This is a genomic window from Dyella ginsengisoli (assembly GCF_044904665.1).
In the GTDB taxonomy this organism is placed as follows: Bacteria; Pseudomonadota; Gammaproteobacteria; order Xanthomonadales; family Rhodanobacteraceae; genus Dyella_A; species Dyella_A ginsengisoli.
On sequence record NZ_JADIKM010000003.1, the window covers coordinates 366,157 to 385,044 of the forward strand.

Here is an 18,888-nt window from a genome sequence, read left to right on the forward strand (position 1 = left end):
GATTGCCCACGGTGGGCGTGGCACGATAACAGGCCCCACGAGGACGCCCCAAGATGCCCAGCAGCACGACCGTCGCCCGACAGCGCGCCCTCGGCGGTGCCCTTGGCGTGCTTGTGCTGGCGTTCGCGCTCACCTATCACTTCTTTCCGCGGGTGTTCCACGTCAATCCAGAGGATGTGGCACCGCGTCGCTCGATGACGCTTGGGGTGGCTGCGCCGGCACGCGCGGCGTCCAGCGCGACGTCACTGGTCGACCCCGGCGAGATCGACGCAGGTCCGCCGTTGACCTTGGCGCCGGCGGCGGTGATCGCGGCACGCACAGTGCATCGCAATCCCGACATGCCGCAGCAGAAGGGCGAGGACCCGCCCGAGGTGGTTGCCCTGCTGGTGCGCGCCGACAAGGCGCTGCATGCCGGCGAGGTGGCTGGGGCCAATGACAGCGCCGCCGCGCTCTACCAACAGGCGCTCAAGCTCAAGCCGGACAGCCGGCGCGCGCTGGAAGGCCTGTACGAATCGCGCGCGCGGCTGGTCGCCGCGATCGGGCAGGACATCGCGGTGGGTGACGCCGACTCGGCCAGGGAGCTGATCGCCACGCTGCGCTCGCTGCCCGGTGCCGCCGACGATGTGAAGACCCTGCAGGCCAGCCTCGACACGCTGGTCAAGGTGCGCCCGATGCTGGCGCAGGCGGCGGCATTGCTGGACCAGGGCAAGGTCGATCAGCCCGACGGCGGCAATGCGCTGGCGATCTACCGGCAAGTGCTGGTGCTCGATCCGCAGAACGCGGTGGCCCAGCAGGGCCTGCTGCAGGTGCAGCGCGCCGTGCTGGACCGGGCACTGGCGGCGGTCGCGCAGAACGATTTCGCAGGGGCGGACAAGGCGCTGGCCGAGGCCCAGGCGATCCAGGCCAATTCGCTGGCGATGCGCGACGTGAGTACGCGCGTGGAAGGCATGCGCGACCAGCGGGCCGGCGGGCTGCTGGCGCAGGCGCGCTCGGCGCTGGATGCCGGCAACCTGTCGCTGGCCGAAAAGCTTGCCGGGCAGGCGCGTGACACGCGGCCGGACCTGCCGGGCCTGGACGACTTCCGCGAGCGGCTGGTGAACGCCCGCCTTTACGCGAGCTATCACCCCGGCCAGGTGTTCACCGACAGCTTCGTCGACCTTCCCGGCAAGGCGCCGGCGATGGTGGTGATCCCGACCGGCAGCTTCCAGATGGGTGCCGTTGACGACGAGGCCGACCGCAACGACACCGAGATCCCGCGCCATACCGTGACGCTCGCCCTGGGCGTGGCCGTCGCCCGCACCGAGGTCACCGTGGGCCAGTTCCGCGATTTCGTGCGTGCCAGTGGCTACCGGCCCGATTCGGTGACGATGGGCGGGTCCAGCGTCTATGACGAACGCAGCGGTGCCCTGCGCGACGATGGCCGTGCCACCTGGGAGGACGACTACGCCGGCCATCCGGCCGACGACAACCTGCCGGTGGTCAATGTCTCGTGGAACGACGCCAAGGCCTACGTGGAATGGCTGAGCAAGCGCACCGGCAAGGCCTACCGCCTGCCCAGCGAGGCCGAGTTCGAATATGCGCTGCGCGCCGGTACCACCACCCGCTACTGGTGGGGCGACGGCGCGCCGGACAAGCGCGTGGAAAACCTCACCGGCGCGTTGGATCGCTCGCGCAACGGCCGGCGCTGGAGCAACGCCTTTCGCGGCTACCGCGATGCCTACTGGGGGCCGGCGCCCGTGATGAGCTTCGTCGCCAACCCGTTTGGCCTGTACGACATCAACGGCAACGTCTCCGAGTGGGTGGCCGATTGCTGGCACGACAGCTACCTGCGCGCGCCGCGCGACGGCAGCGCCTGGATCAACCCCGGTTGCTCCGCCCACGTGGTGCGCGGCGGTTCGTGGGGCAGTGCGCCCGACCAGGATCGTTCGGCCTACCGGCAAGGCGTGGAGGCAACCGTGCGCAGCGCGCGGGTCGGCTTCCGGGTGGCGCGCGCGCTCTGAGCCCGCAACGCTGAGCGATTTCTGACCCGACGTTCGGCGGCGTTACATCTGCGGCCGGAAATCGCGCTATCGTCACCACTCCGGCGCGTGGCGGAATGCGCGCGCCGTGCAAGGCACCACCTGCTACCGCTTTCTTCAGAATCCTTCCGGCCCGTTTGGAAGGACTCGGCCCTTGGCCCCGTCAAGAACTGTCGAGGAAGATGCCATGGATCCGCAACCGGTTCGCCTGTTCGTCCCCTACACCGACGACACGCCCTGGATCGTGCGCCGCGAGGTCGCCCGCGTGGGCACCTTCGGCAGCCGTTCCGATGCCGTTCGCGCGGCCGTGGCCATGCGCTCCAAGCTCAGTCGTGCCTGGGGGCTGGATCATCCGCCCGTGCAGGTGCAGGAGTGCGACGGCAGCTGGCACGACGCCGAGGAGAGCGAATTGTTCGGCTGAGTCGCGCGTCGCGCCCTGCCGTGAAACGAAAAACCCCGCGCAAGGCGGGGTTTTTCATGTCTGGTACCGGTGATAGGACTCGAACCTACACGACATCGCTGCCAGCGGATTTTGAGTCCGCCGCGTCTACCATTCCGCCACACCGGCAAAACAGGCCGCGATTATGCCGGGTTCAATGCAGGGGGTCGAGCCCCAGCTGGCGGTCGTGACGCTCGTAGCACTGGGCGCCGGCGGCCGGCTGGAAGATCGCGCAGTGGGTCATCTGGCCGGAGTAGATGTGCAGGCTCACGGCGACGGTGTCGTCGCTGGGATTGCGGATGGTGTGGTATTCGTGCGGCGGAATGAGGCTGCCGGCCGAGCCGGGGCCGGCCTGGATCGAACCGACCGGCTGGAAGCGCCACTGGCCATTTTCCTCTGCCAGGCGCTCGTACTGCACCACTTCCAGTGCACCACTCCACACCCCCTCGACACACCACATGCCGCAGTGGTCGTGGATTGGCGTGCCCTGGCCGGGGCCCCAGGTCATCGCCACCACGCAGTAGCCGTGCTCTTCGCTGCGGTAGAGCTCGCGGCGGGCGTAGCGGCCTTCAGCGGTCTCGTAGACGCACTCGGGAAGCGTCACCTCCTGGGCGCGGATCAGGCGGCACAGGCTGTTGCGCAGGGTGTCGGTGATGGCGTGGGTGGAGGGTTGGCTGACGGCATGGTCGATCGCGTCGATCAACGTGCGGCAGCCGGGGAATTCCTGGGCGAGCATGGCGGTCTCGGTACGGCGTGGGGCTGCGACATCTTATCAGCGTGCCACCGCGGCGGCGTGACCGCGGTCAGAGCCGCTGCAGGAACCCGCCGATCGCCGGGCTGTAATTGGCGATGTCGACCAGAAAGGCATCGTGCCCCTGCGGCGAGTCCAGCGCCACGAATTCTACTGCCGCGCCGGCGTCGCGCAGGCCGTCGGCGATCTGCTCCTGCTGTTCGAGCGGGAACAGAATGTCGGTGCTGACGCCGATCACCATCGCCCGCTCGATGTGGATGCGCTTGAGCCCCTCGCGCACGCTGCCACCGCCGTATTCGGCCACGTCGAACCAGTCGCTGGCGCGCGAGAGGTACAGGTAGCTGTTGGGGTCGAAGGTACGCACGAAGCGCTCGGCATGGCCCTGCAGGTACGACTCGACCTGGAATTCCACGCCGAAGGGCTGCTCCTCGCGCTGCTCCGGATCGAGCCGGATGCGCGCGAAGCGGCCGTTCCACTCCATCGCCGAGCGATAGGTGATCACCCCGAGCTTGCGCGCGATGCTCATGCCCATGTCGGGGTAAGTCCCGCCCTCTTTGGCGTGAATGTCGTACTGCCCACCCCGCCAGTCCGGGTCGAGACGGATCGCCTCGCGCTGCAGCGAGCGGATCGCGATGGCGAACGGCTGCGCCTGCGGGGCGGTGTCCACGCTGATGTGCGCCCGCACCGAACCCGGGTGCAGCAGCATGTAGGCCAGCGCGCTCATGCCGCCCATCGAGCAGCCGATGAGGCAGGCGAGGCGCTCGATGCCGAGCTGGCGTACTACTTCATGCGCGGCGTTGGCCACGTCTTCCAGCGCCAGTTCGGGGAAGGTGAGTCGGTACGGCTGGCCGGTGGCCGGGTCGATCGAGGCCGGGCAGGTGGAACCCTTGTCGCTGCCCAGCGAGTTCACGCAGATGACGAACCAGCGGTCGCTGTCGATCGCCTTGCCGGGCCCGAGCATCGCTTCCCACCAGCCCGGCGAGGGATCATCGGCGCTGGATGCGACGTGGGCGCTGGGCGACAGGCCGGTGAGGATCAGCACCGCGTTGTCGCGCGCCGCGTTCAGCGTGCCCCAGGTTTCGTAGGCGACGCGGGCGCCGTGCAGCGCGCCGCCGCGCTTCATCGCGAACGGCGAGGGCAGGGCGCAATAGCGCCGCGCATCATTCACGGGTGCACCTTGTCGATCAGCACGGCCACCGGTTCGCGGCGATCCACCGGCACCACGCCGGCATCACCTTCCAAGTCGCCGGCCTGGCCAATGGCCTGGCCGCTGTGGCTGATGCGCGCACCGACGAATACGCGGGGTACGGAGGAGAGCTTCATGGTCGGCGCCATCGCCATGGCGTCGGTGAGTTCCACCGTGGCCGGCAGACGGGCGGCGTCGAGCCGTGCCACCGCCAGCGGCATCGGTGGGCCCTGCTCGGCGCGGGCGTAGACGAACAGGGTGTCGCCGGGTTGCAGCTTGTCTTTCAGCGCGGGTGCGAGGCTCACCTTCACCGTGAGCTGCGCGCCCTGTGTGGCGGCTGCCGATGTTGCCGGCGGCGGGTTGCCAGCGCGCGCGTCCGCAGCGGCGATCTGCTGCGCGACTGCCTTGGCCACGCTGGAGCCCGGTTCGAGCAGGGGCTGCAGGCGTCGCCAGGTGGCGGCGGCGTCGGCGTAGCGATCCTGCTGGAAATCGCTGATGCCGAGCAGCCAAAGCGCGCGCTGGTTGTCCGGCTCCTGCTGCACGGCGCGTTCGAGCAGTTCGCGGGAGCGTCCGTCGATGCGGTGATCGGCGCGGGCCATCGAGTCGGCCTCGGCCCAGCCGACCATGGCCGTCGGGTTGTCCGGGGCGAGGCGCAGCAGCTGGTCGTAGGCATCGCGGGCCTCGGCGCTCCGGCCCATCGCCGAGGTGGTCTGTGCCAACAGCAGCCAGCCCTGCGCATCGTTGGGCGACTCCTTCAGGTGGGCGCGCAGTTCGGCCAGTGCCTGACCCACGTCCATCGCCGGCGCCTGCCTGGCGACACCGTCCAGCGCACGTGGCGTGCCGACCGCGAGGTAGAGCCCCGCGGCCGCCAGCGGCAGCACGAAGGCGATGCCCAGCGCGAGCGCAAACACGCCTCGCGAACGGCCCTGGCTGCGGCCGTGGCGCATAAGCGGCCACAGCAACAGCACCAGCGTCGCCGCGATCATCGCGGCGGCAACAACGTAGAAAAGCATTTTCACCAATCGTCCCCATGATCGACGTTCGCCGTCACCGCTGACGACGTGGCGCGCGCGCGCTTGCGGATGGTGACCACCACGACCACGGTGCCGATCAGCAGGATCAGCAGGGGCCCAAACCAGAGCAGCCACGTCGCTGCGTTCACCGGCGGGTCGTACAGCACGTAGTCCGAATAGCGGTCCACCAGGTATTGCTTGATCTCGTCATCGCTCTTGCCCTGCTGCATCAGGGCAAATACCTGGTGGCGCAGGTCGCGCGCGATCGGCGCGTTGGAATCGGCCAGGGTCTCGTTCTGGCACATCGGGCAGCGCAGCTCGGCGGTGAGGTGCTGGAAGCGCAGCTCCTCGGCGTGGTTCTTGAACGGCAGCGGCTCGATCGCCTGGGCGCCGAGCGCACCGGCGAACAGGCACAGCAGCAGGGTGGCGAGGACAAGCAGGCGTTTCATGGGGCTTCCTTCTTCAGCGCGGCGATCGCCGGCTTGAGTTCCTTCTCGATCACCTCGGGCGTGAACGGCCCGATGCGCTTGTAGCGGATGACCCCTTTCGCGTCGATCAGGAAGCTTTCCGGTGCGGCATAGACGCCGAAGTCGATCGCGGTCTGGCCGGGCAGGTCGGCCATCAGCACGGCGTAGGGGTTGCCGTGCTTTTCCAGCCAGGCCTTGGCGTCCTGCGGCTGGTCCTTGTAGTTGTAGCCGACCAGGGTCACCCCCAGCGTCGGCGCCTCGGCCTGCAGCAGCGGGTGTTCCACGCCGCACTCGATGCACCAGCTGGCAAACACGTTGAGCAGGTAGGGCTTGCCCAGCAGGTCGGCCTTGGTGACCGTGCGCGACGGGTCGTACAGCTCGGGCAGGGCGAAGTCCGGCGCCGGCTTGTTGATCAGCGGCGAGGGAATGGCGGTCTGGTCGTGGCTGGAGTTCCACCAGATGCCGAAGCCGAACAGGCCGCACAGCGCCAGGAACGCGAAGAAGGGAAGCAACCGGCTCATGAATGCGACTCGCGCGCCACAGTAAGCGATGCCGTGGCCAGCGGCGCCGTCGCGGTCTCGTCCTCGCCTTCCTCGGCCTTGCGTCGAACGCGGAAGCGCCGGTCAGCCGCAGCGACGAAACCACCGAGCATCATGAACAGGCCGCCGGCCCACAGCCAGCGGATGAACGGCTTGTAATAGATGCGCATGGCCCAGGCGCCGCCGAGATTGTTTGCGTCCATCGGCTCGCCCAGCGCCACGTAGAGATCGCGGGTGAAGCCCGGATCGATCGCCGATTCGGTCTGCACCTGCTCGCGGGTGTAGGTGCGCTTCTGTGGATGCATCACGGCCACCACCGCACCGTCGCGCAGCACGCTGACGCTGCCCTGGTTGCCGCGCCAGTTCGGGCCGCTGGTCTGCTTGACGCCATCGAAGCGGAAGCCGTAGCTGCCGATGGTCTGGATGTCCCCCGGCGCCATGCGCACGTCGCGGGTGACGCTGAGCGATTCGGACAGCAGCACGCCGATCAGGAACACGCCCAGCCCGAAATGGGCCAGCAGCATGCCGGCCATCTCGGCCGGATAACGCCGCCCGCGCGGCATCTCGCGATAGCGCTTGTAGACATACAGCAGGGTGCCGGTTGCGCACCACACGGCCGCCGCCACGCCGGCGATCGCCTTGACCTGCCCGTGCACGAAGAACGCCGCCACGATGGCGCAGGCCACGCCCGCCACCCCGGCGCGCAACGCGATGGCCTTGAGCAGACCCGGTTCGCCGCGACCCCAGCGCAGGAACGGACCGAACGGCAGCAGCAGGACCACCGGCGCCATCAACAGCGGGAAAAGGAAGCCGAAATACGGCGGCCCCACCGAGATGCGGCCCAGGTTGAACGCATCGCCGATCAGCGGGAACAGCGTGCCCAGCAGCACCATCGCTGCGGCCACGGTGAACATCAGGTTGCCGACCAGGATTGCCGACTCGCGCGACACCACCGCGAAGGATTTGCCGCCGGCGACCTTCGGTGCGCGCAGCGCATACAGCAGCAGCGATCCGCCAACCACCACCACCAGGAAGCACAGGATGAACAGGCCGCGGCGCGGGTCCGAGGCGAACGCATGCACCGAGGTGAGCACGCCCGAGCGCACCAGGAAGGTGCCCAGCAGCGACAGCGAGAAGGCGAAGATCGACAGCAGGATGGTCCAGGCACGCAGCGAGCCGCGCTTCTCGGTAACCGCCTGCGCGTGGATCAGCGCGGTGCCGACCAGCCATGGCATGAAGCTGGCGTTCTCCACCGGATCCCAGAACCACCAGCCGCCCCAGCCGAGCTCGGCGTAGGCCCACCAGCTGCCCGCCACGATGCCGGCGGTGAGGAAGGCCCATGCCACGTTGGTCCACGAGCGCGCCCAGCGCACCCACGCCTGTTCCATCTCGCCACCGAGCAACGCCGCGATGGAGAACGCGAACGCCACCGAGAAACCGACGTAGCCCATGTAGATCACGGGCGGGTGGAAGGTCATGCCCGGGTCCTGCAGCACCGGGTTCAGGTCGCCGCCGTCGACGGGCATCGGCAGCAACCGCGCGAACGGGTTGGAGGTGAACAGGATGAAGGTGAGGAAGCCCACCGCGACCAGTCCGAGCACCGACAGCACGCGCGCCACGAATACCTCGGGCAGGTTGCGGCTCAGTGCGGCAACCGCCAGCGTCCACACGTTGAGGATCAGCACCCACAGCAGCATCGAACCCTCGTGCGCGCCCCACACGGCGGCGATGCGGTAGTACCAGGGCAGTGCGAGGTTGGAATTGTCGGCCACATAGGCCACCGAGAAATCGAAGCGCAGGAACGCCCACACCAGCAGGGCGAACGCCACGATCACGAAGGCGGCCTGGCCGGCGGCCGCAGGGCGCGCGATGGCCACCAAGGCGCGATTGCCGCGCCAGGCGCCGATCAGCGGCAGCACGCTTTGCGCCAGTGCCAGCAGCAAGGCGAGGACGAGGGCGAGCTGGCCGAGTTCAGGAGTCATGGCAGATACCGTGGTGGGACACGCAAGGCTGCAGTGGCGGCAGCGGGAAACGCTGGTGATGGTTCACGGCGGCGGATCGTGGCCGGCACGCGCTGCGCTCAGCGCGCGGCGCCCCCCGCCTCGTTCTCGGCCACCTTCTTGCCCTCGTGCGCCTTGGCCATGGCGTCCTTCAACTCCTTGGGCATGTACGTCTCGTCATGCTTGGCGAGCACTTCCGTGGCGACGAAGTGGGCGTTCTCCATGTGGCCGGTGGCGATCACCGACTGGTTGTCGCGGAACAGGTCCGGAAGGATGCCGGTGTACTCCACCGGCATGGCGCCGTCGGCGTCGATCACCGTGAAGGTCACCTTGAGCGAATCGTTGGCGCGCTGGATCGAGCCCTGCTTGACCATGCCACCGAGGCGGAAGGTCTTGTAGCCCTTCGCCTGGCCGGACTGCACCTGGCTGGGCGTGAGCAGGTAGTTCATGTTCTGCTGCAGCGCGAACACGGTCAGGCCGCCGGCGATGGCGGCAGCCACCAGCACCATGACCACGATGATGAGCCGACGTTTGCGGGTGGGATTCATGCGGGACTTCCGGTTCGATATCAGGCGTCGGGGGACGCGTCGCGGGACTGGCGGGCCGCCTGTCGCGCCAGTCGGGTGCGCAGCTCGCGCAGCACCCGGCGACGGCGCAGCACCGGCGCCAGCGCGTCGGCCAGCAGCACGAGGAGAAACACAGCGTAGGACGGCCACACGTAGACCGCATAGCCGCCCATGGCGAAAAACGCGCTCATCGGCCGCCCTCGCGCTGCGCGATCTGGCGTACCCAATCCTTGCCGCTTTCCAGCGCCAGCAAGTCGGCACGTACGCGGCCGAACAGGCTGGCCAGGTAGTAGCACTTGGTGGCGACCATCATGGTCAGCAGCGGCCAGATCATCGAGCCGCTCATGGTCGACGGCCCGAGCAGGCGCACGGTGGAGCCCTGGTGCAGGGTGTTCCACCAGTTCACCGAGAAATGAACGATCGGCACGTTGATGATGCCGATCAGCGCCAGGAAGGCGGCGGCCCGCGCGCCCTGCCGGCGATCCTCGAACGCGTGGTACAGGCCCATCACGCCGAGATACAGGAACAGCAGCACCAGCTCCGACGTTAGCCGGGCGTCCCAGGTCCACCAGGTACCCCACATGCGGATGCCCCACAGCGAGCCGGTGACCAGGGTGATCAGGGTGAACGCTGCGCCGATCGGCGCCGATTCCATTGCCACCACCTCGGCCAGCTTGATCCGCCAGACCAGGGCGATGAAGGCGGAAACAGCCATCACCGCGTAGATGAACAGGGCCATCCACGCGCTCGGCACGTGCACGAAGATGATGCGGTAGTCGTCGCCCTGCTGGTAATCCGGCGGCGCCAGCACCAGCCCGCCGTACATCGCCACGGCGCCGAGGATCAACGCGAGGGCGAGCATCCACGGGCGCAGCGTGCCGGCAAAGCGGTAGAAGGTCGGCGGCGAGCCGAGCTTGTGCAACCAGAGCGGAATCCAGCTGGACATAGAGGTCACGCGTCCAAGGCAATGCGGAGGGCGGCGGCGCAGGCCAGCGGCGCCAGCACGAGAGCCAGCGCCAGCGCGGCGCCGAGCCATGCGATCGGGGCAATCCATGGCAGGCCCTGCTGCGCTGCGGAGAGCGCGCCGGCGGCGAAGATCACCACGGGCACGCACAGCGGCAGCAACATCAGGGCGAGCAGCATACCAGAGCGTCGGGTGCCGGCCGTCAGCGCCACCAGCACCGCACCGAGCAGGCTGAGCATCGGCGTGGCCAGCGCCAGCGCCAGTAGCAGCACCGGCATGGCGGCCAGGGGCAGCTGCAGCATGCTGGCCAGCATCGGCGCGATCACGATCAGCGGCAGCGCGGTGGTGAGCCAGTGCGCAAGAATTTTCATGCCGAGCATCAGCGCCAGCGGCTGCGGGGCGAGCACCAGTTGTTCCAGCGAGCCGTCCTCGATATCGCTGCGGAACATGCCGTCCAGCGCCAGCAGCATCGCCAGCAACACGGTGACCAGCACCACGCCGCCGGCGATCCGCTGCAGCAGCGCGTTTTCCGGCCCCAACGCGAATGGGAACAGCGTGATCACGATCAGCGCGTACAGCACCGGCATCGCGATGTCACCGCGGCGACGCCAGGCCAGCGTGAGGTCGCGCCGCAGCACCGCGGCGCAGGCGCGCGACAGCGGAGCGCGGTTCATGCGTGCATCCGGATACGCTGCGGCTCGCCGCCGTGGAAGCTCACCGCGCCATGGCTGGTGACCAGCGCCGCGCCGCCGCCGCCGATATGCGTTTCGAGCAGCCGGTTGACCAGCGCGATGCCGTGGCGATCCAGGTTGGCGTACGGCTCGTCGAGCAGCCACAGCGTGGCCGGAACCAGCAGCAGGCGGGCCAACGCAGCACGCTTCTTCTGGCCGGCGGAAAGCTGGCGCACCGGCTCGTCTTCGTAGCCCGACAGGCCCACCTCGCGCAGCGCCTTGGCCGCATCCATGCCATTGCGGCATCCGTGCAAGCCGGCAGCGATACGCAGGTTCTCGAGCGGGCTGAGGTCGCCCTTGAGGCCCAACTGGTGGCCCAGGAAAACGATCTCGCCCTGGCTGGTGTCGCGCACCAGCGGGGTGCCGCGCCAGTGCAGCTCGCCCTCGTCGATGTGCAGCAGGCCGGCCAGCACGCGCATCAGCGTGGTCTTGCCGCTGCCGTTGTCTCCCTCCACCAGCGCCAGCTCGCCCGCATGCAGCTGGAAGTGCAGCGGCCCGAACACGGGTTCGTCCTGGCGAAGGAAGCTCAAGGCTCGCGCTTCGAGCAGAGGGAGGGGGGCGGCGGTCATTCGCTCAATTGTCCGCAATGGCCGGCGGCCTTGTCCATGCGGCGACCTGTCGCCCGGCGGCCGTCACGGCGCGTCATCCGTCCAGTACAGCCGTGGCGGCGTCTCGCCTTCGCCAGCGATGAAGGCGTATTGGCCGTGGCGGGCGCACAGCGCACGCATGCTGGCCGCATCCGCGCCGACCACCAGCAGGCTGGATTCGCGCCAGCCGCCGGCGCCCACGCCTACGGCGGCGCGAATAGCGCGGATGTCCGGGCGCGCGCGCAGTTCAGCCAGCAGGAGACGTTGTGCGCGGCGGTTCCAGGCGCGCGGCATCGGCTGCGACCGCGGATTCCACGCGGCAAGCACCGCCCATGGTGCGCCCTGCGTCAGCTGCAGGAGCGCGCTCGGCAGCGGCGCGCCGATGCGCAGGCTGGCGACGCCGCCTTGCGGCAACCGCATGCGGTAGTCGGTGGCCAGGTATGCCGCGAGCAGTGCCTCATCCACGCTCTATCACGGGCAGTGGCGGCAGGCTGGCGCGGAGCTGGCCAACGGCTTCCTCCAGCGGCACCGCAGCGGCGCTGCCATGCTCGGCCAGCAGCCGATCGAGCAGCGCGTCCTGCGCCTTGCCGCGTTCGTAGGCGTAGGCATAGGGCAGGCGGGTGAAGGTGACCATGCGGTAGCGCGCCATGAAGTGCTCCGGTGCCGCCTCTGCCAGGCGCGCGCCCAGTTCGCGCTTGGCCAGATAACGCGGGTCGGCCACCGAATCGCGCATCTCGATGTAGTTCTCCAGCGCCATGGCCGCAATCGCGTCGGCGTTGGGCTTGCGCCGCTGCTGGAATGTCTCGAATACACCGGCGCCATCGCCGCTGCTGGACGCCAGCAAGCCGGCCAGCTCGACGGCGTCCTCGAGGCCGCAGTTCATGCCCTGGCCGTGGAACGGCACGATGGCGTGGGCGGCGTCGCCCAGCAGCACGGCGCGGTCGCCCAGGTGCCAGCGGTCGAGATAAAGCGTGTAGAGATTGGGCGCCGGGTGCGCCGTGAAATCCTGCGCGAAGCGCGGCATCAGCGGCAGCAGGTCGGGAAACTCGGTGCGGAAGAAGCGCTCTGCACTATCCGCATCGGGCAGGGTGGCGAAGCTCGGGTGCGGCCCCACGCCGGGCAGGAACAGCGTCACGGTGAAGCTGCCTTCCGGATTGGGCAGCGCAATGCACATGTGCCCGCCGCGTGGCCAGATGTGCAGCGCGTGCGGTTCGAGCGCGAAATGCCCGTGTGTGCTGGCGGGAACGCCGGGCAGCGCCTCCACGGGCGGGATCTCCAGCTCCTTGTAGGCGTGGCCCAGGGCTTCCACGCGCTCGCCCAGTGGCTGGCGACGGTTCATCGCCGCGCGCACCGCCGAGCCCGCGCCGTCGGCACCGATCAGCCGCTCGAAAGCGTGCTCGCGCATGGCCCCGCTGGCATCGATCAGGTACAGCCGCTGGCGGTCGAAGTCGACGTCGCGGATTACGTGGCCGAAGTGGAAGCGCACGCCGGAGGCCTCGGCGGCGTCCAGCGTGAGCATGTTCAGCGCGCCGCGGGAGACCGACCAGATCACCTCGCTGTCGTCCACGCCGTAGCGTTGCAGCGAGGGTGCGTCGTTGCCCAGGTGCACCATGCGGCCGCGCATCATCACCGCGCGGGCGAGTACCTGCTCGGCCAGTCCGCCGGCACGCAGCGCGTGCAATCCGCGTTCGGCCAGCGCCAGGTTGATCGAACGGCCGGCTTCGTAGCCGGCGCGGCGCGGGTCAAGGCGCTTCTCGAACACCTCGACGTCGAAGCCCGCACGGGCGAGCAGGTGCGCGAGCTGGGCGCCGACCAGGCCGCCGCCGGCGAGAGTGAGTGTGGGGGAGGCCAAGGATGGGTCCGTCGCGTGGGGCGGCCACTGTCGATCAGGCGGCGGCCCGGTGCAAGCCGCCGGCGGGTCGGTCAGAAGCTCATGAAGTAGCCGCCGTTGACCGGCAGGTTGGCGCCGGTGATGTAGCCGGCATCGTCGGCGGCGAGAAAGGCCACGGCGCGGGCGATGTCGGCGGGCGAGCCGAGTCGTCCGACCGGAATGTCGGCCACGATCTGCTCGCGCACGGCCGGTGCGACCGCGGCCACCATCGGCGTGTCGCAGTAGCCGGGGGAGACCGTGTTCACCGTGACGCCCTTGCGCGCGGTCTCGCGCGCCAGCGCCATGCTGAAACCGTGCACCCCGGCTTTGGCGGCGGAGTAGTTGGTCTGCCCGAACTGGCCGGTCTGGCCGTTGACCGAACTCAGGTTGACGATGCGTCCGAAGCCGCGTTCGCACATGCCTTCGACCACCTGGCGGCTGGTATTGAAGATGCCGTCGAGGTTGACCCGCATCAGCTGGTGCCACTGCTCCGGCGTCATCTTGCGCAGGCTGGCGTCGCGCGTGATGCCGGCGGCATTGACCAAGATGTCGATGTTGCCGTGGGCGCTCTCGATGCCTTCGACCAGCGCGCGGCAGCTGTTGAAATCGCTTATGTCCGCTGGGGCGAAGCCGATCGTGCCGTCGAAGTCGGATACCTCGTCCATGAATGCTTCGAGGCGCTCGCTGCGGGTGGCCAGGTCGACCGCGATCACGCGGCGACCGTCACGCGCCAGGTGCCGGCAGATTTCGGTGCCGAGACCGCCGATGCCGCCGGTGACGACAGCCAGTCGCTTGCTCATGCTTGCTACTCGTCATGCGGCACGGCAGCACGTGCTGTGCTGCAGCGGCCGCTGAAGGAAACGGGCTCGGGGCGGCGGAAGGCGCGCCCCGGCAGGATCAGGACTTCTTGCCCGTGCGGCCGGCGCCTGCGCTGGGTGCGGCGGTGGCCGGCTTGGCCTGCGTGGCCGCATCGAGAAAGCCGCGCTGCATGGATTTCCACGCATCCATGTTGCGCTCGGTGAGGTCGTTGAGCATCGACCACGGGGTCTGGCCCATCAGGCTGTTGAGCTGGGTCCGGAACTGCTGCTGCTGGTCGAGGAAGACCTGCAGGCTGCGCTCCAGATAAGGCCCCATGAAGCCCTGCAGCGAGTCGCCGTAGAACCGGATGATCTGGCTCAGCAGCTGCGGCGACAGCATCGGCTGCCCCTTCTCCTCGTGCTCGGAGATGATCTGCAGCAACACCGAGCGGGTGAGGTCTTCGCCGCTCTTGGCGTCGCGGACCTCGAAGGTTTCGCCGTCCAGCACCAACTGGCGGATTTCCTCCAGCGTGATGTAGCTGGAGATTTCCGTGTCGTAGAGCCGACGGTTCGGATACTTCTTGATGATGCGGAGTGTTTGTGCCATGCGGCGGAAACTAGCAGAAGGTATTGCGCTGCACCAGTCGCAATGCTGCACGCCGGAGTGCAGCAAAATCGTCCCGGCCGGCGCCGGATCAATGACCTACGGCGCCGCCGGCACTGCCGAAGGGCGGCTTGGCCAGCCACAGCACCGGGATCAACGCCACGAAGAGCAAGGCGCAGAGCCAGAACACGTCGTTGACGGCCAGTGTCAGCGCCTCCCGGGTGAGCAGCTGATCGACCACGCCCAGCCCCTTGGTGGCGGGCAGGCCCGCGTGCGACAGCTGTTGCAGGAAACTGGTCGCGGCAGGATGGGCCGGGGTGATGTTCTCAGTGAGGGTGGCATGGTGGAACTCGCCACGGTGCTGCCACAGCGTTACCGATACCGCCGTCGAGACGCTCGAACCCAGGGTGCGGCAGAAGTTGGCCAGGCCCGAGGCGCTGGCGATTTCCGAGGCCGGCAGGCCGGACAGGTAGACCTGGTTGAGCGGAATGAAGAAACAGGGGATCGCGATGCCCATCACGAAGCGCGGCAGCACCAGTGTGGAGAACGAGGCGCCGCTGTCGAACGTCGAAAACCAGTACGACGTAGCAGCGAACATGATGAAGGCGAAGGTGACCACCGCGCGCAGGTCGAGCCGGTGCAGGTTGCGACCCAGGATCGGCGCGACCAGAAAGGCGAGGATGCCGACCGGTGCCGTCGCCAGTCCGGCCCACGTGGCGGTGTAGCCCAGCGTGGTCTGCAGCCACAACGGGAACACCACGTTGATGCCGAAGAACGCCATCATGCCCAGCGACAGTCCCGTGACGCCCACCGTGAAATTGCGCTGGCGGAACAGTGACAGGTCGACCACCGGGTGCTTGGCGTGCAGCTCCCACACCACCAGAAAGGTCAGGCATACCAGCGCAGTGATGCCCAGCGTGGTGATCATCGGCGAGGAGAACCAGTCGTGGTCGTTGCCGTTGTCGAGCATGAACTGCAGCGCACCGACGCCCACCACCAGCAGCACCAGGCCGACCATGTCGATGGGCATGTTGAAGGTCTTGGTCTCGCGCTTGTGCAGCAGCGTCCAGGTAATCACCGCCGCGGCCAGGCCCACCGGCAGGTTGATGTAGAAGATCCACGGCCAGGAGAAATTGTCGGTAAGCCATCCACCGAGGATCGGGCCGAAGATGGGCGCCACCACTACGGTCATCGCCCACAGTGCCAGCGCGATGCCCTGGCGCTCCTTCGGGTAGCTCGAAAGGAGCAGGGTGAGCGACAGCGCCACCATCGGGCCGGAGCCGGCGCCCTGCATCAGGCGGCCGATCACCAGCATCGGCATCGACGTGGCCAGGCCGCACAGCATCGAGAACACCACGAACAGCATCACCGAGACGACGAAGGTCTTCACCTCCCCGAACCGCTTGGCGATCCAGCCGGTGAGCGGTTGCATGATCGCGCTGGCTAGCGCGTAGGAGCTGATCGTCCAGGTGCCCTCGCTCGGGCTCACGCCGAGGCTGCCGGCGATATGCGGCACGGCCACGTTGACGATCGTCATGTCCAGCACTTCCATGAAGGTGCTGAAGGCGACCGCGATGGTCAGCAGCACCAGCGCACTGCCGTGCAGGGGCTTCAGCGGCGCGGCATCGTTCGGCGTGGCGGCCATGGGTCGGCTCAGTGGGTGGAGGGTAGGTTGGCTTCGACGATGCGATCCGCCTCGGCATCGGCCTTGGCGGCCATCTGCGCGTAGACGTCGGTACTGGCGACCGGCTGCACCGACGGCGCCTTGGCGAGCACGTCACCCCCGTCGTTCGAGATGTCCACGGTGACGTCGGTGGACAGGCCGATGCGCAGGGGGTGCTTGTCCAGCTCGGCATTGTCCAGCGCGATGCGCACCGGCACCCGCTGCACCACCTTGATCCAGTTGCCGGTGGCGTTCTGCGCGGGCAGCAGCGAAAACACGCTGCCGGTGCCGGCCCCGATGCCGACTACCTTGCCGTGATACTCGGCGTCGCTGCCGTAGATGTCCGCCTCGATCTTCACCGGCTGGCCCAGCCGGATGTGGCGCAGCTGGCTCTCCTTGAAGTTGGCATCGATCCACAGGTTGTGCAGCGGCACCACGGTCATCAGCTGCTGGCCGGGCTGCACGCTGTTGCCCAGCTGTACGCCGCGCTGCGCGACGTAGCCCGAGACGGGTGCATAGATCGCGTTGCGCTGCGAAGCCACCCAGGCCGCACGGAAATTGGCGCGTGCCTGCATCACCGCCGGATTGCGCGCCACGTCGGTGCCTTCCACCGCTGCGCGGGCCGCCGATGCCTGGGCTTGCGCCGCGTCCAGCGCCGCGCGCGCCTGGGCCACGCCATCGCGCAGGTGCTGGATGATCTCAGGCGACTCCGCGTTCGCCGCAACCAGCGGCAGGCGACGCTTGAGATCGGCCTCGGCCTTGCTCAGATCGAGCCGACGCGCGGCCACCTGGGCCTCGGCGCCGGTGGCGCTGTCGGTCTGCTGGCGCACGCCGCGCACGGCCTGAGCCAGCGCGCTGCGCGCCTGCTGCAGGCGGACATCGGCATCGGTAGCATCGAGTTTCACCAGCACCTGGCCCGCCTCCACGCGCTGCGTGTCGTCGGCCATGATCGCCACCACCGTGCCAGGTACCTGCGCCGAGATGGCGACCTGGTTGCCGCCGACGTAGGCGTTGTCGGTCTTCTCGCGGCGCGACAGCACCAGCAGCCAGAGCAGCAGCCAGCCAGCCGCGGCCAGCACGAAGATGCCGGCGACGATGATCAGCGCGCGTCGACGCTTGGCCGGGTTCTTGGCGGCCATGCCGCTTTCCTGGGAATCGGCCGTCGCGGACGTGGCGGTGGACTCAGTGGCGCTCATGGACGGGGGCTCCGGCATGGTCAGAAGAAGGCGAGGAGGTATCGGATACGGTGTCGGACGAAGGCAGGCGATAGCCGCCGCCGAGCGCCTTGATCAAGGCGAGGTCGGTGCTGACGGCCTGTGCCTGCAGCTGGGTGGCGGCGTCGCGCTGCTGCAACAGCTGCGCGCGGGCGGCAAGTGATTCGCGGGCATCGCGCACGCCCTGTGCAGCGCGCGCCTGCGCCGCGGCGAGCAGGCGCTTGTCGGCATCCAACTGGACCTCCTGCTGGGTGCGACGCTCGGCCAGCATCTGCGCGGTGAGCGCCTGGGTCGACACGTCGCGTGCTGCCTGCAGCACGACGCTGTTGTACTGCGCCACGGCACCATCGAGCTGCGCCTTGCTCAGGCCGTAGTTGGCCTGCAGCAGGCCGCTGTTGAACAGCGGCAGATGCAACGCCGGAGTGAGCGCGAACGTGCGGCTGCTGGCGGTGAACAGCTGGCCGAGGTCGATGCTGGAGAGTCCCGCCAGCGCGCTGATGCTGAGGTCCGGCAGGAATTGGGCGCGCGCCACGTCGGTCTGCTTCAGCGCAGCCTCTACCTGCCAGCGGCTGGCGGCGATGTCGGGGCGGCGCGCGATGAGATCGAGGCCGGCCCCTGCGGGCAGGCTGCCGGAGACAGCGGGGAGCGGGCGCGGAGTGAGCTTTGGAAGTTCGGCCGGTGCCACGCCGACCAGCGATGCCAGCGCGGCCAGGCGGATCCGGGCTGAGCTGTCGATTGCCGTACGCATCTCGCGCGCTGCGGCCAGCTGGGCCTGAGCACGCGTGGCTTCATCCGGCAGGTCGACGCCCTGACGAACGCGCAACTCCGCGATGTCAGTCAGCCGCTGCTGTACAGCGAGCGCCTGATCGGCCAGTGCCAGGCGCGCCTGATCGGCCTGCCAGCCAAAGTAGGTGTCGGCCACCGCGTACTGGATCGCCAGCGCCGCCACGCTGCGCTGCGCCTCGGCGGCGTGGGCCTGGTCCAGCGCCGACTCCACGGCGGCTCGCGTCTTGCCCCACCAGTCGAAGTCGTAGCGCAACTGCACGCCAAGGTCGGCCTGGTTGTACCAGGTGAAACCGAGGAACTTGCTGGGGATCAGTCCGTGCTCGCTCAGGCGCTGACGCGCCACCTGGGCGCTTCCGTTGATGTTCAGTCCAGCCTGAGCAGCGGCCGCCCGGATCGATTGCTCGGCGCCACCCAGGCGGCTCTGCGCCAGCGCCAGATCCGGAGCCTGGCGCATCGCCTGGTCGATCAGGCGATCGAGCTGGTCGTCCTGGTACGCGGTCCACCACTCGGCTGCGGGCCAGCCGGCGCGCGCGGCAGTCGGCAGCCCGGCGAGCGGAACATCGTCGCGAAGGGTCGGATGATCGAGCTTGTGCGGGGGCATGACGCATGCGGCGAGGGCCGCCGTCATCGCGGCCAGCAGCAGGGTGCGCCTGCGGGGCAGGGCGTGCTTCATCGGGGGTCGCCTTGTCGAAA

The 18,888-nt window shown here is 68.6% G+C and carries 20 protein-coding genes and 1 tRNA gene; 2 read left to right on the forward strand and 19 right to left on the reverse strand.

Translation table 11 applies throughout. The annotated features are described in order from the left end of the window. Positions 1-53 precede the first annotated feature (53 nt). Both ISP17_RS11850 and ISP17_RS11855 read left to right on the forward strand, forming a co-directional pair. Complete coding sequence (locus tag ISP17_RS11850; RefSeq protein ID WP_404633379.1) at positions 54-2,000, forward strand: formylglycine-generating enzyme family protein; 1,947 nt, start codon at positions 54-56, stop codon at positions 1,998-2,000. A gap of 205 nt (positions 2,001-2,205) precedes the next feature. Next, positions 2,206-2,439 (forward strand): hypothetical protein, encoded by a 234-nt coding sequence (locus tag ISP17_RS11855; RefSeq protein WP_404633381.1) that lies wholly within the window; start codon positions 2,206-2,208, stop codon positions 2,437-2,439. Between the two features lie 61 nt (positions 2,440-2,500). Here the strand turns inward: ISP17_RS11855 and ISP17_RS11860 are convergent. The 19 genes from ISP17_RS11860 to ISP17_RS11950 all read right to left on the reverse strand — a co-directional run bounded on the left by ISP17_RS11860 (position 2,501) and on the right by ISP17_RS11950 (position 18,868). Beyond that, positions 2,501-2,586, reverse strand: a tRNA-Leu gene (locus ISP17_RS11860). A gap of 25 nt (positions 2,587-2,611) precedes the next feature. Next, positions 2,612-3,193: a cysteine dioxygenase family protein gene (locus ISP17_RS11865; protein WP_404633383.1), complete on the reverse strand. Its 582-nt coding sequence runs from the start codon at positions 3,191-3,193 to the stop codon at positions 2,612-2,614. A gap of 67 nt (positions 3,194-3,260) precedes the next feature. Further along, complete coding sequence (gene metX, locus ISP17_RS11870) at positions 3,261-4,376, reverse strand: homoserine O-acetyltransferase MetX (protein ID WP_404633385.1); 1,116 nt, start codon at positions 4,374-4,376, stop codon at positions 3,261-3,263. Then, on the reverse strand, positions 4,373-5,413 hold the full coding sequence (locus ISP17_RS11875; protein ID WP_404633387.1) for a tetratricopeptide repeat protein: 1,041 nt from the start codon (positions 5,411-5,413) through the stop codon (positions 4,373-4,375). The genes metX and ISP17_RS11875 overlap by 4 nt, the downstream gene beginning before the upstream one ends. After that, entirely contained in the window at positions 5,410-5,856 is a 447-nt protein-coding gene (locus ISP17_RS11880) for a cytochrome c-type biogenesis protein (RefSeq protein WP_404633389.1), read from the reverse strand. Before ISP17_RS11880 ends, ISP17_RS11875 begins: the two co-directional genes overlap by 4 nt. Beyond that, positions 5,853-6,395, reverse strand: a complete 543-nt coding sequence (locus ISP17_RS11885; RefSeq protein WP_404633391.1) for a DsbE family thiol:disulfide interchange protein — start codon at positions 6,393-6,395, stop codon at positions 5,853-5,855. The genes ISP17_RS11880 and ISP17_RS11885 overlap by 4 nt, the downstream gene beginning before the upstream one ends. Then, positions 6,392-8,395 carry a heme lyase CcmF/NrfE family subunit gene (locus tag ISP17_RS11890; RefSeq protein WP_404633393.1) on the reverse strand — a complete coding sequence of 668 codons (2,004 nt, stop codon included), beginning with the start codon at positions 8,393-8,395 and terminating at the stop codon, positions 6,392-6,394. The genes ISP17_RS11885 and ISP17_RS11890 overlap by 4 nt, the downstream gene beginning before the upstream one ends. A 98-nt stretch (positions 8,396-8,493) precedes the next feature. Beyond that, positions 8,494-8,961, reverse strand: coding sequence for a cytochrome c maturation protein CcmE (gene ccmE, locus ISP17_RS11895; RefSeq protein ID WP_404633395.1), 468 nt, complete (start codon positions 8,959-8,961; stop codon positions 8,494-8,496). 20 nt (positions 8,962-8,981) lie between these two features. After that, on the reverse strand, positions 8,982-9,170 hold the full coding sequence (gene ccmD / locus ISP17_RS11900) for a heme exporter protein CcmD (protein WP_404633397.1): 189 nt from the start codon (positions 9,168-9,170) through the stop codon (positions 8,982-8,984). Beyond that, a complete protein-coding gene (locus ISP17_RS11905; protein WP_404633399.1) occupies positions 9,167-9,925 on the reverse strand; it encodes a heme ABC transporter permease in 759 nt (252 codons plus the stop codon). Before ISP17_RS11905 ends, ccmD begins: the two co-directional genes overlap by 4 nt. Before the next feature lie 5 nt (positions 9,926-9,930). Further along, entirely contained in the window at positions 9,931-10,617 is a 687-nt protein-coding gene (gene ccmB, locus ISP17_RS11910) for a heme exporter protein CcmB (protein ID WP_404633401.1), read from the reverse strand. After that, positions 10,614-11,243: a cytochrome c biogenesis heme-transporting ATPase CcmA gene (ccmA, locus tag ISP17_RS11915; protein ID WP_404633403.1), complete on the reverse strand. Its 630-nt coding sequence runs from the start codon at positions 11,241-11,243 to the stop codon at positions 10,614-10,616. Before ccmA ends, ccmB begins: the two co-directional genes overlap by 4 nt. A 63-nt stretch (positions 11,244-11,306) precedes the next feature. After that, on the reverse strand, positions 11,307-11,726 hold the full coding sequence (locus tag ISP17_RS11920) for a DUF3293 domain-containing protein (RefSeq protein WP_404633405.1): 420 nt from the start codon (positions 11,724-11,726) through the stop codon (positions 11,307-11,309). After that, a complete protein-coding gene (locus ISP17_RS11925; protein ID WP_404633407.1) occupies positions 11,719-13,113 on the reverse strand; it encodes an FAD-dependent oxidoreductase in 1,395 nt (464 codons plus the stop codon). The genes ISP17_RS11920 and ISP17_RS11925 overlap by 8 nt, the downstream gene beginning before the upstream one ends. 71 nt (positions 13,114-13,184) lie before the next feature. Further along, positions 13,185-13,931 (reverse strand): acetoacetyl-CoA reductase, encoded by a 747-nt coding sequence (gene phbB, locus ISP17_RS11930; protein ID WP_404633409.1) that lies wholly within the window; start codon positions 13,929-13,931, stop codon positions 13,185-13,187. A gap of 97 nt (positions 13,932-14,028) precedes the next feature. Continuing rightward, positions 14,029-14,535 carry a polyhydroxyalkanoate synthesis repressor PhaR gene (gene phaR, locus ISP17_RS11935; protein ID WP_404633411.1) on the reverse strand — a complete coding sequence of 169 codons (507 nt, stop codon included), beginning with the start codon at positions 14,533-14,535 and terminating at the stop codon, positions 14,029-14,031. An 88-nt stretch (positions 14,536-14,623) separates the two neighbouring features. Continuing rightward, positions 14,624-16,177 carry a DHA2 family efflux MFS transporter permease subunit gene (locus tag ISP17_RS11940; RefSeq protein WP_404633413.1) on the reverse strand — a complete coding sequence of 518 codons (1,554 nt, stop codon included), beginning with the start codon at positions 16,175-16,177 and terminating at the stop codon, positions 14,624-14,626. Between the two features lie 8 nt (positions 16,178-16,185). After that, positions 16,186-17,391 (reverse strand): HlyD family secretion protein, encoded by a 1,206-nt coding sequence (locus ISP17_RS11945; RefSeq protein ID WP_404633415.1) that lies wholly within the window; start codon positions 17,389-17,391, stop codon positions 16,186-16,188. Further along, positions 17,378-18,868, reverse strand: a complete 1,491-nt coding sequence (locus ISP17_RS11950) for an efflux transporter outer membrane subunit (RefSeq protein ID WP_404633417.1) — start codon at positions 18,866-18,868, stop codon at positions 17,378-17,380. Before ISP17_RS11950 ends, ISP17_RS11945 begins: the two co-directional genes overlap by 14 nt. Positions 18,869-18,888: the final 20 nt, after the last annotated feature.